The 13,502-nt window shown below is 73.6% G+C and carries 12 protein-coding genes; 6 read left to right on the forward strand and 6 right to left on the reverse strand.

The window, feature by feature from the left end; translation table 11 throughout:
- Positions 1 to 68: 68 nt before the first annotated feature.
- Together cimA and SHK17_RS14340 are read right to left on the reverse strand one after the other, a co-directional pair.
- A complete protein-coding gene (gene cimA, locus SHK17_RS14335) occupies positions 69 to 1,649 on the reverse strand; it encodes a citramalate synthase (RefSeq protein WP_322919674.1) in 1,581 nt (526 codons plus the stop codon).
- 107 nt (positions 1,650 to 1,756) lie between these two features.
- A complete protein-coding gene (locus SHK17_RS14340) occupies positions 1,757 to 2,953 on the reverse strand; it encodes an MFS transporter (protein WP_322919676.1) in 1,197 nt (398 codons plus the stop codon).
- Positions 2,954 to 2,975: 22 nt separating this feature from the next.
- Here SHK17_RS14340 and SHK17_RS14345 point away from each other — a divergent pair, with 22 nt between their 5' ends.
- Both SHK17_RS14345 and SHK17_RS14350 read left to right on the forward strand, forming a co-directional pair.
- Entirely contained in the window at positions 2,976 to 3,557 is a 582-nt protein-coding gene (locus tag SHK17_RS14345) for a TetR/AcrR family transcriptional regulator (protein ID WP_322919677.1), read from the forward strand.
- A gap of 56 nt (positions 3,558 to 3,613) precedes the next feature.
- Positions 3,614 to 3,958: a TraR/DksA family transcriptional regulator gene (locus SHK17_RS14350; RefSeq protein ID WP_172264826.1), complete on the forward strand. Its 345-nt coding sequence runs from the start codon at positions 3,614 to 3,616 to the stop codon at positions 3,956 to 3,958.
- A gap of 42 nt (positions 3,959 to 4,000) precedes the next feature.
- Here the strand turns inward: SHK17_RS14350 and SHK17_RS14355 are convergent, their stop codons facing one another.
- Both SHK17_RS14355 and SHK17_RS14360 read right to left on the reverse strand, forming a co-directional pair.
- A complete protein-coding gene (locus tag SHK17_RS14355) occupies positions 4,001 to 6,307 on the reverse strand; it encodes an esterase-like activity of phytase family protein (RefSeq protein ID WP_322919678.1) in 2,307 nt (768 codons plus the stop codon).
- Positions 6,308 to 6,533: 226 nt separating this feature from the next.
- Complete coding sequence (locus SHK17_RS14360; protein WP_253942951.1) at positions 6,534 to 7,130, reverse strand: DUF5709 domain-containing protein; 597 nt, start codon at positions 7,128 to 7,130, stop codon at positions 6,534 to 6,536.
- Positions 7,131 to 7,321: 191 nt separating this feature from the next.
- Here SHK17_RS14360 and ppk2 point away from each other — a divergent pair, with 191 nt between their 5' ends.
- Together ppk2 and SHK17_RS14370 are read left to right on the forward strand one after the other, a co-directional pair.
- Positions 7,322 to 8,212 carry a polyphosphate kinase 2 gene (gene ppk2, locus SHK17_RS14365; protein ID WP_172264832.1) on the forward strand — a complete coding sequence of 297 codons (891 nt, stop codon included), beginning with the start codon at positions 7,322 to 7,324 and terminating at the stop codon, positions 8,210 to 8,212.
- 485 nt (positions 8,213 to 8,697) lie between these two features.
- Positions 8,698 to 9,384, forward strand: a complete 687-nt coding sequence (locus SHK17_RS14370; protein ID WP_322919679.1) for a helix-turn-helix domain-containing protein — start codon at positions 8,698 to 8,700, stop codon at positions 9,382 to 9,384.
- 36 nt (positions 9,385 to 9,420) lie between these two features.
- Here SHK17_RS14370 and SHK17_RS14375 read toward each other — a convergent pair whose 3' ends face one another.
- A complete protein-coding gene (locus SHK17_RS14375) occupies positions 9,421 to 10,437 on the reverse strand; it encodes a zinc metalloprotease (RefSeq protein ID WP_172264838.1) in 1,017 nt (338 codons plus the stop codon).
- 151 nt (positions 10,438 to 10,588) lie between these two features.
- On the opposite strand from SHK17_RS14375, the gene SHK17_RS14380 reads away from it, so the two are divergent.
- Together SHK17_RS14380 and SHK17_RS14385 are read left to right on the forward strand one after the other, a co-directional pair.
- Complete coding sequence (locus SHK17_RS14380) at positions 10,589 to 10,882, forward strand: virulence factor (RefSeq protein WP_322919680.1); 294 nt, start codon at positions 10,589 to 10,591, stop codon at positions 10,880 to 10,882.
- Complete coding sequence (locus SHK17_RS14385) at positions 10,879 to 11,763, forward strand: homocysteine S-methyltransferase family protein (RefSeq protein WP_322919681.1); 885 nt, start codon at positions 10,879 to 10,881, stop codon at positions 11,761 to 11,763. Before SHK17_RS14380 ends, SHK17_RS14385 begins: the two co-directional genes overlap by 4 nt.
- A gap of 31 nt (positions 11,764 to 11,794) precedes the next feature.
- Here SHK17_RS14385 and SHK17_RS14390 read toward each other — a convergent pair whose 3' ends face one another.
- Positions 11,795 to 13,450: a serine/threonine protein kinase gene (locus SHK17_RS14390; RefSeq protein ID WP_322919682.1), complete on the reverse strand. Its 1,656-nt coding sequence runs from the start codon at positions 13,448 to 13,450 to the stop codon at positions 11,795 to 11,797.
- Positions 13,451 to 13,502: the final 52 nt, after the last annotated feature.

Consider the following 13,502-nt stretch of genomic DNA (forward strand, 5'->3'; position numbering starts at 1 on the left):
GCCGCTGACGCATCCACGAGGGCCCCGACGGAGAGATCCGTCGGGGCCCTCGTCGGGTCGACCCGGCGTCAGCGGTGGTGACGACGCAGGCCGAACGTCAGCCCGTCGACCAGGGCGCCCCACGACGCCTCGATCACGTTGGCGCCGACGCCGACCGTGACCCACGACGACTCGCCGTCGGTGGTCTCGATGAGGACGCGGGTGATCGCGTCGGTGCCGTGGCCCTGGTCGAGGATGCGCACCTTGTAGTCGATGAGCTCGAACTTCGCGACCTCCGGGAAGGCCTGCCCGATCGCCTCGCGCAGGGCGGCGTCGAGGGCGTTGACCGGGCCGTTGCCCTCGCCGGTGACGACGTAGCGCACCCCCTCCGCCCGCAGCTTCACCGTCGCCTCGGAGATCGCCTCACCCGCGGTGCGGGTCTCGGTGATGACGCGCCACGACTCGACCTCGACGTACGACGGCCGCGTGCCCTCGACCTCCTCGGCCAGCAGCAGCTCGAAGGACGCGTCGGCGGCCTCGAAGGTGTAGCCGCCCTGCTCCATCTCCTTGACCCGGGCGGTCACGCGCGTGACGAGCTCGCGGTCCTCCGACAGGTCGTAGCCGAGCTCGCGGCCCTTGAGCTCGATCGAGGCACGCCCGGCCATGTCCGAGACGAGCAGCCGCATGTCGTTGCCAACGCCGACCGGGTCCATGTGCTGGTAGAGGTCCGGGTCGACCTTGATCGCACTGGCGTGCAGCCCGGCCTTGTGCGCGAACGCCGACGTGCCGACGTACGGCTGCCGCGAGGCGGGCGGCACGTTGGTCACGTCGGCGACGGCGTGGGCGATGCGGGTGGCCTCGCGGAGCAGGCCGGCCGGCAGGACCGAGCGGTCCAGCTTGAGCTCGAGGTTGGCGACGACGGTGACGAGGTCGGCGTTGCCGGTGCGCTCGCCGTAGCCGTTGATGCAGCCCTGCACGTGCGTCGCGCCGGCGTTGACGGCCGCCAGGGAGTTGGCGACGGCGCAGCCGCTGTCGTTGTGGGCGTGGATGCCGACCCGAGCGCCGGTCGAGCCGATGACGTCGTGGACGACGTCGCTGACCCAGTCCGGCAGCATGCCGCCGTTGGTGTCGCAGAGCGCGACGACCTCGGCGCCTGCCTCGGCGGCGGTGCGCAGCACCTCGAGGGCGTACGCCCGGTTGGCGCGGTAGCCGTCGAAGAAGTGCTCGGCGTCGAGGAACACCGTCTGCCCCTCCTCGCGCAGGTGGGTGACGGTGTCGCGGACCATCGCGAGGTTCTCCTCGAGCGTGGTGCGCAGCGCGAGCTCGACGTGGCGGTCGTGCGACTTCGCCACCAGTGTGACGACCCCGGCTCCCGAGTCGCGGAGGGCGCCGACCAGCGGGTCGTCCGCGGCGCGTACGCCCGCGCGGCGGGTGGCGCCGAACGCGGCGAGCCGGGCGTGCCGCAGGTCGAGCTCCTCGCGGGCGCGGCGGAAGAACTCGGTGTCCTTGGGGTTCGAGCCCGGCCAGCCGCCCTCGATGAACCCCACGCCGAGCCCGTCGAGGTGGCGGGCGATCGCCAGCTTGTCGGCGACCGAGAGGTTGAGGCCCTCCTGCTGGGCGCCGTCGCGCAGGGTGGTGTCGTAGACGTGGAACGAGCCGTGCAGGTCCATCGGAGCTCTCTCGGTCGGTGGTCTGACATGAAAAAACCTCCTGGGGTGCAGGAGGTCGGCGCGGCGGGAAGTCCCGTCGCGCTAGGCAATGATGATGGTGGTGCTGCTCACGAGCCCATCGTGGCATCCATCCGGACGGTCGTGGCGGTGTCTCGGAATCTGGTTGCGCAGCACGCCGCCGCGAGCACCGCGACCCCCGCCGCGAGCAGGAAGACGGGAGGCAGGCCGATCCGGCCGGCGAGCGCACCCGCGGCCGCGGCACCCGCCGCCTGACCCAGCACCAGGGCGACGAAGAGCACCGACGTGCCCGCCGCGGCCCGGTCCGCGACGAGGTCGCCCGCCCACGCGATGAGGGCCGAGCTGGCCGCGACGAAGCCCCACCCGAAGGCGCCGCACGCGAGCACCAGGAGCAGCAGCGGCGCCGTCGTCGACGCGAGCCCGGCGGTGGCAACGGCGACCACGAGCGCCGTCAGCAGCCAGGCGCGCGCCGGGGGCAGCGCCCCGAGGCGGCGTGCCGTCAGGACCGTGGCCGTGCCCCCGACTCCCAGGGCGATCCAGGCCAGGACCGTCTCCGTGCTGCCGGCCCCGGTCGCGGCGACCTGCGTACGCCCGTAGGTCCACGTCGCCGCGGTCGCCGCGCCCAGGAGAAGCGCTCCGGCCGCCGGCACCCGGAGCGCCAGCATCCAGCGCAGCCCGCCGGTCGCCTGCTCGTCGGCGACCTCCTCGGCGGGCCGTGCCTGGCCCCGCCGGTCGAGCAGCAGCACGCCGGCCCCGGCCGCGGCGGTGACGACGGCACTGGCGACGAAGGCCGCCCGCCAGTCCGGCAGCGCGAGCGCGAGGAGGCCGGCGGCCACGAGGCCGGGACCCGTGCCGGCGTTGACCGTCGCCTGGGCGGCGGCCGTCCGGGGCGCCGCGACACCGCGGGCGACGACCGCCACGAGGCCCGGGGAGGCGAGGCCCGCGCCCGCCGAGGCCACCACGACGGCCGGCGCGAGCAGCGCCAGCCCGTCAGACATCGCCATCGCGAGGGCGCCGCCGGAGGCGGTGGTGACCGCCGCGACGACCAGGGTGCGCGGGCGGTGGTCGACGACGACCGCCGCGAGGGCGCCCAGGCAGTACGCCGCCGACGCGGCCGAGGCGACGTACCCGGCCACCGCCGTGCTCATCGCCACGGACGCCGAGATGTCGGGCAGGAACAGGCCGTAGGCGAGGCGCACCAGCCCGTAGGTGCCGGCGATGAGGCACGTGCCCGCGACGACCAGCAGCAGCTCGCGCCGATCCCCGAACGATAACGATCGTTTCATTTTGTCAGCCTACAATGCGGACGTGGTCACCCGCGGCTCCACCCTCACCCGGCTCCTGGACGCCGTGAACGAGGTCGTGTTCGTCGAGGGAGCCACCCACGCACCGGTCGACGCGATCCTGGAGCGCGCCGGGGTCTCCCCCGCGACGCTCTACCGGGCCTACGCCAGCAAGGACGCCCTCGTCGCCGCGGCGCTCGAGCGTCGCCACGAGGAGTGGCTCGCGGTGTGGGACGCCGCGATCGCCCGGGCCTCGACCGACCGCGACCGGCTGCTGGCGGTCTTCGACGCCCTCGAGGAGTACGCCGGCCGGACGACCGGGGCCCGCTGGTGCGCCTTCCTCGGCACCGCGGCCGGGCACGTCGACCCCGACCCGGTCCTCGCGGCGGCCGTGCGGCTGGAGACCGACGAGCTGCGGGCCCGCCTGCGACGGCTCGCCGAGCCCGTCGTCGGGACGGACGCGCCCCGGCTCGTCGAGGCGCTGCTGCTCGTCTACTCCGGTCGCCTCGCGATGCGGCTCCGCGCACCGCAGCGCGGGGTCGGAGCGCCGAGCTCGCGAGCGGTTGCGGGGCTGCTGATCGACCAGCCGGACCGGCTCGGCTCCTAGCCGGGCCGAGCGTGGAATCCCAGGTCGGTGTCGGACCCACCGGACATCATGGTGGGATGGATGCCGCACGTCGTCGCCTCGCGGAGGAGCGCCGGCTCGCGCTCGACCGCCTGGCCAGCCTGACCGGCGACCACGAGGCCGTCGTCGCGGCCTCGCGCGACACCAACGCCGACGACGAGCACGACCCGGAGGGCCACACGATCGCCTTCGAGCGCTCGCAGATCGGGGCGCTGATCGCGCACGTGCGACGCCACCTCGACGAGCTCGACGCCGCGACGGGCCGCGTCGACGCCGGCACCTACGGCCGGTGCGAGGGCTGCGGGCGACCCATCGGCGACGCGCGGCTCGAGGCGCTGCCCGCGACCCGGACCTGCATCACCTGCGCGTCACGGCGCCGCTGACCGGCCCACGACGACACGTCGTGGGCCGGCCGCGGCGTCGGACTAGCGGACGACCCGCGCGCCGATGGCGGGGTTGTCGGTGAAGAAGCCGTCGATCCCGGCCCGCAGGAAGGCGTTGAGCTCACCCTCCAGGTCACCGGGCGCTGCGGGGTCGGTGCCGCGACGGAACTGCAGCGGCAGGAACTGGTTCTCGACGCGGAACGTGTAGGGGTGGACCTGCAGGCCCTCCCGGTGCGCGTCGTCGATGACCGCCGTCGGCCGCAGCAGCCGGCCCGACGCGTCGCGCGGGATGAGCTGGTCCTTGCACGCGCCCAGCCCGTCGGCGTACTGCGCCACGTCGCGCAGGCCCTGCCGGCTGACGATGTCGGCGTACGTGCGCGGGTCGCCGGCGACGGCCAGGTCGTACGGCGCGCCGGTGCAGCCGGTCAGCTGGGTGATCCGGAAGTCGGTGACGCCGTCGAGCTCGCGGAGGTTGGTGGTCTCGAAGCTCTGCAGGTAGACCGGGTCGTCCCCGTCGTAGCCGTTGGCCGCGAGCGTGGCGAGCAGCGGCTCCTCGAGGGAGAGCCCGATGCCGTCGAAGTAGGTCGGGTGCTTGGTCTCGGGGTAGACGCCGACCGCCTCGCCGTCACAGGTCCGCGAGCGGCGGGCGAGGTCGAGCACCTCGTCGAGGGTCGGCACGGCGTAGAGGCCGTTGAACGGCGTGTTCTGCGGGCGCACCCCGGGGATCCGCTCGACGGCGCGCAGGGTCTTGAGCTCGGCGAGGGTGAAGTCCTCGGTGAACCACCCGGTCAGCGCGACGCCGTCGATCGTCCGCGTGGTCCTCCGGCCGGCGAACTCGGGCCGCGACGCGACGTCCGTGGTGCCGCCGATCTCGTTCTCGTGACGGGCCACGAGCACCCCGTCCCTGGTGGAGACCAGGTCCGGCTCGATGTAGTCGGCGCAGGCCAGGATGGCCTGCTCGTAGGCCGCGAGGGTGTGCTCGGGCCGGGTGCCGCTGGAGCCGCGGTGGCCGATCACCAGCGTGTCGCCGGGCGCGCTCGGCCGCAGCCGCGGCAGGTCGACGACGACGAGCTCGGTGTCGTCCGGGGTGCCGGGCACCCGCGCGTCGTCGCCGGGGTAGTTGTTGTCGTTGCCGACGAGCAGCCGGCCGTCGCGGAGCTCGACGACGACCTCGACCGACACGAACGGGAACGAGAACGGGTCGGAGACGCCGTACGCGCCGGGCGAGGACGCGACGCCGATGCGGGCGGGGTTCGCGATCTTGAGCAGGTCGACGACGAGCCGCTTCTCGACGAACCCGTCGGAGTCCGACGAGCCGAGGTCGATCTCGTACAGCCGCTTGGTGACGGCCGCGGGGCCGTCGAGGTTGTCGCGCTCGATGAGGACGAGCTTGTCGCGCCGCACGGTGAAGGCGTCGCCGATGACGTTGGGCGCCTCGTCGACCTGGTAGCGCCACGTGCGGCCGGTGTAGGCGGACCGGCGGGTGTCGAACTCGTAGACGACGCGGCGGCGCTGGTCGGCGTCGTCGACGAACGCACCCTCGAGGATCGGGTAGAGATAGCGGCCGTTGGCGGAGCCGCCCATGGCCTCGAAGCCGCGGCTGGCGGGGACGCGGGGCTGCTCGCCGGCGGCGAGGAAGGGGTTCTGGGGGGACTTGCCGTCGGGCAGCGGGACGGGCGCCTCGAGCACCCGTCCGTCGGCGCTGACGTGGAGCAGGAACGGGCCGAACTCCTCCCCGATCCAGAACGAGCCGTCGCGGCCGCGCACCACGGACTCGATGTCGAAGTCGGCACCGGTGAGCAGCCGGTCGGTGGTCGCCTGGTTGGTGATCGGGAAGGTCACCTTGCGTGCGGGGTCGCGCAGGGAGATGAAGCGCTCGACGCGGATCTCGCCGGGTCCGCCGTCGGCGGTCTCCCAGTCGGGACGGATCTTGTAGAGGCGCAGGAGGAAGTCGGCGGAGTTGGCCTTGGTCCCGAAGCCGTTGTCCGGCTGGGCCCAGAAGGTGCCGTCACCGTTCTCGATCATCGCCGAGAACCCGGGGATCACCTGACCGGGGAAGGGACCGGTGCGGCCGTTGGCCGGGCTGGCGAGTGCACCGGAGGGCGGGCCGCTGGCGAGGAAGTCCGCGGACAGGGTGGCGCGCGCCTCGAGGGTGGGCTGGACGGCCCGGTCGGGGCGGTGACCCCGGTCGGCGGCAGCGTGTGCGGGTCCGGTCGTGGGGGCGCCGGGGGTGCCGGCGGATGGGCTGGCCGCCGCAGTGGTGGAGGTGGCGGCGTGGACGGTGGACAGCACCGTGGCGGTGAGGGCGAGGCTGACCCAGCGGGCCGCCCGAGAGGTGGGGAGGGACATGGGTGTGACGCTGGCGCTCCCCGGCCAACCCGGCCGCACCGTTCGGCGATGAGCACGTGAGCGCTGGGTGAACGCCCGGCAGACGGGCAGGCGTGAGGTCGGCGCAGCCGGGATACGGGGCGGCACAGGCGCGGTCGACCCTGGGGCCGGCCGCCACAGGCCGTCGGAGGGCGACCCGACGAACCCGGCCCAGCCTCGCGGCTGAGCCGGGTCGTCACGAGAGAGGTCAGTCGGGCGGGTTGAGGTCGGCCTCGAGGTCGACCAGCGGGTCGAGCTCCGGGTCGTCGACCACGTGGATCGCGGCCTCCTCGGCGCCGGCGGCGGCCCCGTCGATGCCGACGTCCGTGGCGACCAGGTCCTTCTCCGTGTCGGTGCGGACGCCCTCGTCGATCGCGACGAGCCGACCGGCGCGCGCGCCGTCGACGTCCCCGCCGACCTCGCCCTCGTCGACCGACGGGTTCTCCTCGGTCACCAGCGCGGCGAGGTCACCGCGGGCGGCCTCCTCCTCGGCGACCTCGTACGGGTCGGGCTCGGGCAGCTCCTGCTCGAGGCGCTGGTCGAGGGACTCCCCCATGCTCTCCTCGAGCGGCGTGTTGCCGAAGCCCTGTCCGGCCGACCACTTCTCCGGCGGCGAGTAGCCCTCGTCCAGCGGCTCCGACAGCCCGCGGTCGTCGTCGACCAAGCTGTCGCCCGTGCTCTGCGGCTGCGTCTCGTCGTCGACGCTGTAGCCGTGGTAGCTCTCGTTGTCGGTGCTGTCCCCGGTGACGTCGACGGCCGGGTCGGTCCCGATCTCGCTGGCGACGTCTGGCTGTTCGGCGGTCATGGACCCTCCTGCGTTCGTTGGCTGGACGACGCCCCGTACCCGAATCTCCGGACCTGAACGGGCGGTCCGCGAGCCGTGCGCCACAGGTCACCCCCTGGACTGTTCTGCCGGTCCGGGGCGTCTGCCCATACTGCGAAGACGGCCTCGGAAGTCCACCCACCAGCGAGGCCGCACCACCGGAGGGAGAGCTCGTGCTGCGCGACGTCCGGGAGTACATCGACCGGCTCCACATCGACGGCCACACGATCGGCGAGGACCACGACGACGACCCGATCCTGCTCGACAAGCACGGCCGCGCCGTCGACACGTGGCGGGAGAACTACCCCTACGACCAGCGCATGGACCGCGAGCGCTACGAGATCGACAAGTACCGGCTCCAGGTCGAGCTGCTCAAGCTGCAGAACCACCTCGCCAGCACCGGCGGCCGGCACGTACTCGTCTTCGAGGGACGCGACGCCGCCGGCAAGGGCGGGACGATCAAGCGCTTCATGGAGCACCTCAACCCGCGCTACGCCCGCGTCGTCGCCCTCACCAAGCCGAGCGAGCGCGAGCAGACGTCGTGGTACTTCCAGCGCTACGTACGCCACCTCCCGGCCGCCGGCGAGATGGTCCTGTTCGACCGCTCCTGGTACAACCGCGCCGGCGTCGAGCGGGTCATGGGCTTCGCCGACCCCGACGAGGTGGCGCTGTTCATGGACCACGCGCCGGTCTTCGAGAAGATGCTCGTCGACAGCGGGATCACGCTGACCAAGCTCTGGTTCTCCGTGACGGCGGCCGAGCAGCGCACCCGCTTCATGGTCCGGCAGGTCGACCCGGTCCGCCGGTGGAAGCTCTCCCCCATCGACATCGAGTCGCTGGAGAAGTGGGACGACTACACCGAGGCCAAGGAGGAGATGTTCCTCCGCACGGACAGCGACTTCGCGCCGTGGACCACCATCAAGAGCAACGACAAGAAGCGCGCCCGCATCAACGCCATGCGCTACTTCCTGTCCCGCGTCGACTACGAGGACAAGGTCCACGAGGTCGTGATGGCCCCCGACCCGGCGCTGGTCACCCGCGGCATCGCCGCAGTCGGCGACTGAACCGTCCCGTACGCCGGTCCGGCCCCACGGAGGCGGGCCACCCGCTCTGCCGGCCGCAGGCCCGGTGCAGCGAGTCCGCCGTACACGGAGAGTCCGGCGTACGCCATGCCCCGCGCCCGGCCACCCCTCGCGACACCCCCCCTCCCGGCGGTCCTGGCCCTTGAGTCTCTGAGCGACTCAAGGCGTAGGCGCGCCTCGGCCGGCACCCGTTCGGTTGTTTCTTGGTCTTGAGTCTGTGAGCGACTCAAGGGCTAGGACGCGCCGGGTGGGGCGGCGCGGAGGGTCCGCTGTTGGCGGTGGGGAACCGCCAGGCGTCCACAGGTGCTGGCGAACGGGCCGGTGCGGGCGTGCTGTGGAGAGCACGGCCGCCGTGTCGGCGGCTCGGTCTGTGATGGCTGGACGACACCGGCACACAGGGCGAGGAGCAGGCGATGGGCGGTACGACGACAGCTACGACGACAGCGACGACCAGGGCGGGAGCTGGGGTGGGTGAGCCGGCTGGGTGGTGGGGTGAGGCGGAGTGGGAGTGGTACGACCTGGGGCCGTTCGAGGGCGGGATCCCGGGGATGGTGCGTCGGGTGCGGCGGATCCTGGACGTGTCGCAGCGGGGATTGGCTGGGTTGTTGGAGGTGTCGCAGTCGGTGGTGGCGCGGTGGGAGACCGGACGCACGAGTCCTCGCGCGAGCGTGCTGCACGCGATGGTGCGGATGGCGGGGCTGCGGGAGCGGTACGTCGCCGTGGACACCGGGGAGGAGGTCGAGCCGATGCGCGATGACGGTGCCCGCAGGCATGGTGGGAGCCGGTTCCCGGCGCACGTGGATCTGCGGGTCAACGGGTGGTGGGCGCCGGCAGGGTTGCGTTCGAGCATGGAGCTGTGGAACTGGGTCGACCGGTCGCGGGTCAGGCGCGACCCGATGGTCCGCTGCCGGACCAGCCGCTGGCTGCGCCGGTTGGAGCGGTTGATGTGGGGCACCCCGGACGACCATCCCTCGCTGCGCCAGCTCGCCGCCGAGGCCGAGCACCGCGACGAGCGACGCGACGAGCTCCTCGAGCAACGCCGCCGGCACCCGGCGGCGGAGGAGCACGCAGGACCGGCGTCGCCGTCGTCGACGCCCGGCGGAGAGCCGCTACGGGCGGACGGCGCCGAGGAGGAAGCGGGCGTCGCCGACTGAGCGACGGGTCGGCGACACCCGCTCCTGGTCAGCCCGTCAGCCCAGGTCGCGGTAGGACGTCCAGGCCGTCTGCATGCGGGCGGCCTGACCAGCGGTGAACTGGGTCATGCACGAGTCGTAGGTGTAGTCCATGAAGTTCGTGATGGGGTCCAGGCCGGGAGCCGCGCAGGTGTCCCGCCCGGTCGGGCACTGGAAGGCCGGCGAGGCCTCGGCTGCCGTGTCGGCCACGTAGTCACCCGGCTCGGAGCAGCCGCCCTGGAAGGTGTGGTAGAGCTCCAGCCAGTGGCCGACCTCGTGCGTCGCGGTGTCGCCCTCGCCGTACGTCGTGAACACGCTGCTGTCGCCCGTGTCGTTCGGCACGGTGGGCAGGCTGCGGTAGTCGAGCACGACGCCGTCGAGGTACTGCGGCAGCGGGTTGCCGGCCGTCGCGGCGGGGTCGAAGTCGGACGGGAAGTAGGCCCAGCCGAGCAGCGACTGGCCGAGCGAGGCGGTGTAGATGTTGAGCGTCTCGGACGTGCTGTCGCCGTAGAGCGCCTTCTTCATCTTCACCTCCTTGCCGCTGCCGCGGTAGTAGCGCGGGGTGGCGCCGTTGGCGGAGATGAGGTTGAACCACTCCGGCTCGTAGGACCGCGTGGTGTCCTCGAGGACGAAGGAGAACCCGTGCGGCGCGTAGGCGGCGTTCATGACGTCGATCTGGGCCGCGATCCGCGCGTCCGAGAGGTCACCGCCGGCCTGGCCGCGGTCCTTGGCGATGACGTGGAAGCGGACCGGGACGGTGACGGTTGCGAACGCCGCGGCGCTGCGGGCGCCGGTCGCGGTCCTGTCGGAGGCCGCGCTCCGGAGCGCCTTGGCCAGCGGGTCCTTGCGGACGTGGTGGTGGTCGTCGCGCGGGATGGTGCCGGCGGGGGCGTCGCCGATGGCCCCGTAGTCGATGCAGTCGGTGGTGTCCTTCGCTGGCGCCGCGAAGGCGGGCACGGTCATGCCGAGCCCGAGGGTGAGGGCCGTGGCTGCCACGCCCAGGCGGCGTACGGCGGAGGTTGCGTCGAAGGTCATCGGTGGGTCCCCTTCCGAAGGTGTGGACGGAACCTACGCCCGCGCCTGCCGCAGGCACAGACTCCCTACGGGTGGAGACGGTTCGGGTCACGGCGCGTTCACCTGCCGGTCGGACCCGCGCCGGCACACCGGGCGGACCTAGGCTCCGAGCATGACGGACTACCAGGTGACGCGGTGGCGGGAGCTGCCGTCCATGGTCGCGGCCCGCTCGGGCGACGAGACGGTGAAGGCCACGCTCGCGGCGCGGTTCCAGGAGGCGATCGACGAGGCGGCCATGCGCCTGGGCGACACCGGCGCCGACGACTACCTGCTGGGCTGGGAGCGCTCCCCGTGGACCGAGGCCGACGGCACGCCCAGCGAGGTGCTCGAGCGGGTGGTCGCGGAGCTGGAGTCCGAGTGGCCGGCCGACCGGCTCACCGGCTACCTCGACGGGCTCGGCCGGTGAACCGGCTGGCGGCCCTGCTCGGGCCGGACCGGCCGGTCCTGTTCGACGGCGGCATGGGCACCCTCCTGCAGGACAGCGGTCTGGAGGACGGCGCACCCGGCGAGCTCTGGAACCTGGAGAACCAGGACGCCGTGCGCGCCGCCCACGCGGCGTACGCCGATGCCGGCGCGCGCATCCTCACCACCAACACGTTCGGGGGCACCCGGCCGCGGCTCGACATGCACGGACTCGGCGACCGTCTCGCCGAGGTGAACCGCAACGCCGCGCGGATCGCGCGCTCGGTCGCCGACGAGCGGGGCCTGCTCGTCGCGGGCGACCTCGGTCCGACGGGCGAGCTGCTGGCGCCCCTCGGCGCCATGACGAGCGAGGAGGCGCAGGCGCTGTTCGCCGAGCAGCTCACGGCGCTCGTCGAGGGTGGGATCGACCTCGTGCTGGTGGAGACCCTCAGCGACCTCGGCGAGGCCGACGCGGCCGTCGCTGCCGCCAAGGAGGTGGCGCCGCACCTGCCGGTCGTGGTGACGATGAGCTTTGACACCAATGTGCGCACGATGATGGGAGTCCGGCCGGCCGACGCGGTGACGCACCTGTCCGCTGCCGGGGTCGACGCGGTCGGCGCCAACTGCGGGCGCGGCCCGGAGGAGATGGAGCTCATCGCCGCGGAGATGGTCGGCGCCCGGAGCGGCGAGGTGCTGCTCGTCGCCCAGTCCAACGCCGGACTGCCGCAGGTCGTGGGCGACCACTTCGAGTACGACGCGACGCCCGACGACCTCGCGGCGCACGCGAGCCGGCTCGCCGGCCTGGGCATCGACCTGGTCGGCGGCTGCTGCGGCTCGACGCCCGACCACATCGCCGCGATCCGGAGCACGCTCTCGCCCGCCTGAGGACCCGGAGACTGAGGCTCCGGGGCAGGGCTCAGAGCCAGCCCGGGAGGCTGATGTCGGCCAGCGGCGCGGAGTCGTCGGGCGACCACGCCGTGCCCTGGGCGGACGCGGCGGCGCCCAGCCCGGAGGCACCGGCGGCGAGCACCAGGGTGACCAAGAGCCACGGGACCCCGCGGCGCGCCAGGGGGTCGACCGCGCGGTGGAGCGGTGAGCGCAGCCGCTCCGAGCCCGGTCCCCACCACAGCCCGACCGCGAATGCCGCCCCGACGAGGGCCAGCGAGGTGAGCATCGAGAGGGAGGCGGCGAAGCAGAGCAGCGCGATCGCGGCGCCGATGCCGAGGCTCCACAGCGACAGGATCACCGTGCCGCCCAGGCCGGCCACCGCGTGCCAGGGGGCGGCGAGCAGCAGCTGGATGCCGTCGTACCACTTGGCGCCCCGCCGGCTGCGCCGGTTGCCGGCGGACGACGCCGCCAGCGACCCGCTGCGCAGCAGCCAGACGGCGACGAGGACCACGGCGAGGGTGACGTAGGGGGCGAGGGCGGTGCCGCCGGCGAGCGCCGCGCCGAGCGCGAGGAACGTGCCGCTGCGGCGCAGCCGCTCCCCCGCCGGCGCCCGTTCGACGAACGGCGGGAGGTGCTCCGGCGGGAGCCAGGCCGTGCTGCCTGCGTGGTCCTGGGGGGCGCTCCAGTCCGAGGACCAGTGCACCGGCTCCTCGGGCGCCTGGTGGGCGACGGGCGTGGTGTCGACCGGGGCCGTGCCCATCCGGGTCGGCGCCTCCCGCTCCTGGTGGGCGAGGGCGACGTAGGGAAGGGTCACCGGGTCGGGCTCGACGCGACGGTCGCGGGGGGTGCCGGGCCGGGCGTCGTCGACCGGCGGCCGCGCGAGCTCCTCGAGCCAGTCGCGGACCTCGTCGAGCGAGGGCCGGTCGCGGCCCTCCGGCGCGAGCGCCTCCTCCACGACCGGGAGGAGCAGCGGGTCCAGGCCGGTGAGGTCGTGCTCGCCGCGGCGCACGCGGTCCATGATCGCCACCGACGGCCCGCGGCCGAACGGCGCGCGGCCGGTGCCGGCGTACGCGACCGTGGCGCCCCAGGCGTGCACGTCGGAGGCCGCGGTCGCGTCGTCGCCGTAGAGGATCTCCGGCGCGAGGTAGCCCGGGGTGCCGAGCAGCCAGCCGTTCATCGTGATGCGGGAGTCCTCGGCGACCCGGGCCAGCCCGAAGTCGATCAGGATGGGCGTGCGGCCCTCCATGATGACGTTGGACGGCTTGATGTCGCGGTGCAGCACCCCGACGGCGTGCACCGCCTCGAGCGCCTCGGCCAGGCAGTCGGCGAACCACAGCAGGTCGTCACCTCCGAGCGGGCCCTCCTCCTGCACGTGGTCGTGGAGCGACAGCCCCGGGACGTAGCGCGTCGCGACGAACGGGATCTCGCCGTAGGGGTCGGCGTCGACGATCTCGGCGATGCGGCGGCTGCGCACCCGGCTCAGCGAGCTCACCTCGCGTGCCAGCCGGCGCCGTGCCTCGTCGTCGCCGACGACGTGCGGGCGCAGCACCTTGATGGCGACCGGCCGCTCGCCCGGCTTCTGGCCCAGGTGCACCACTCCCATCCCGCCCTCGCCGAGGCGGGCGCGCAGCGCGTAGCCGCCCACGGTGAGACCGGGCGGCGGCGCACTCGGGGACGTCGTCACGCCACGAAGGTTACCGGCGGCCCTCGGTCAACCGGCCGATCCGGGTGGGGCG

Origin of the sequence: Nocardioides renjunii (assembly GCF_034661175.1) — a bacterium.
In the GTDB taxonomy this organism is placed as follows: Bacteria; Actinomycetota; Actinomycetes; order Propionibacteriales; family Nocardioidaceae; genus Nocardioides; species Nocardioides renjunii.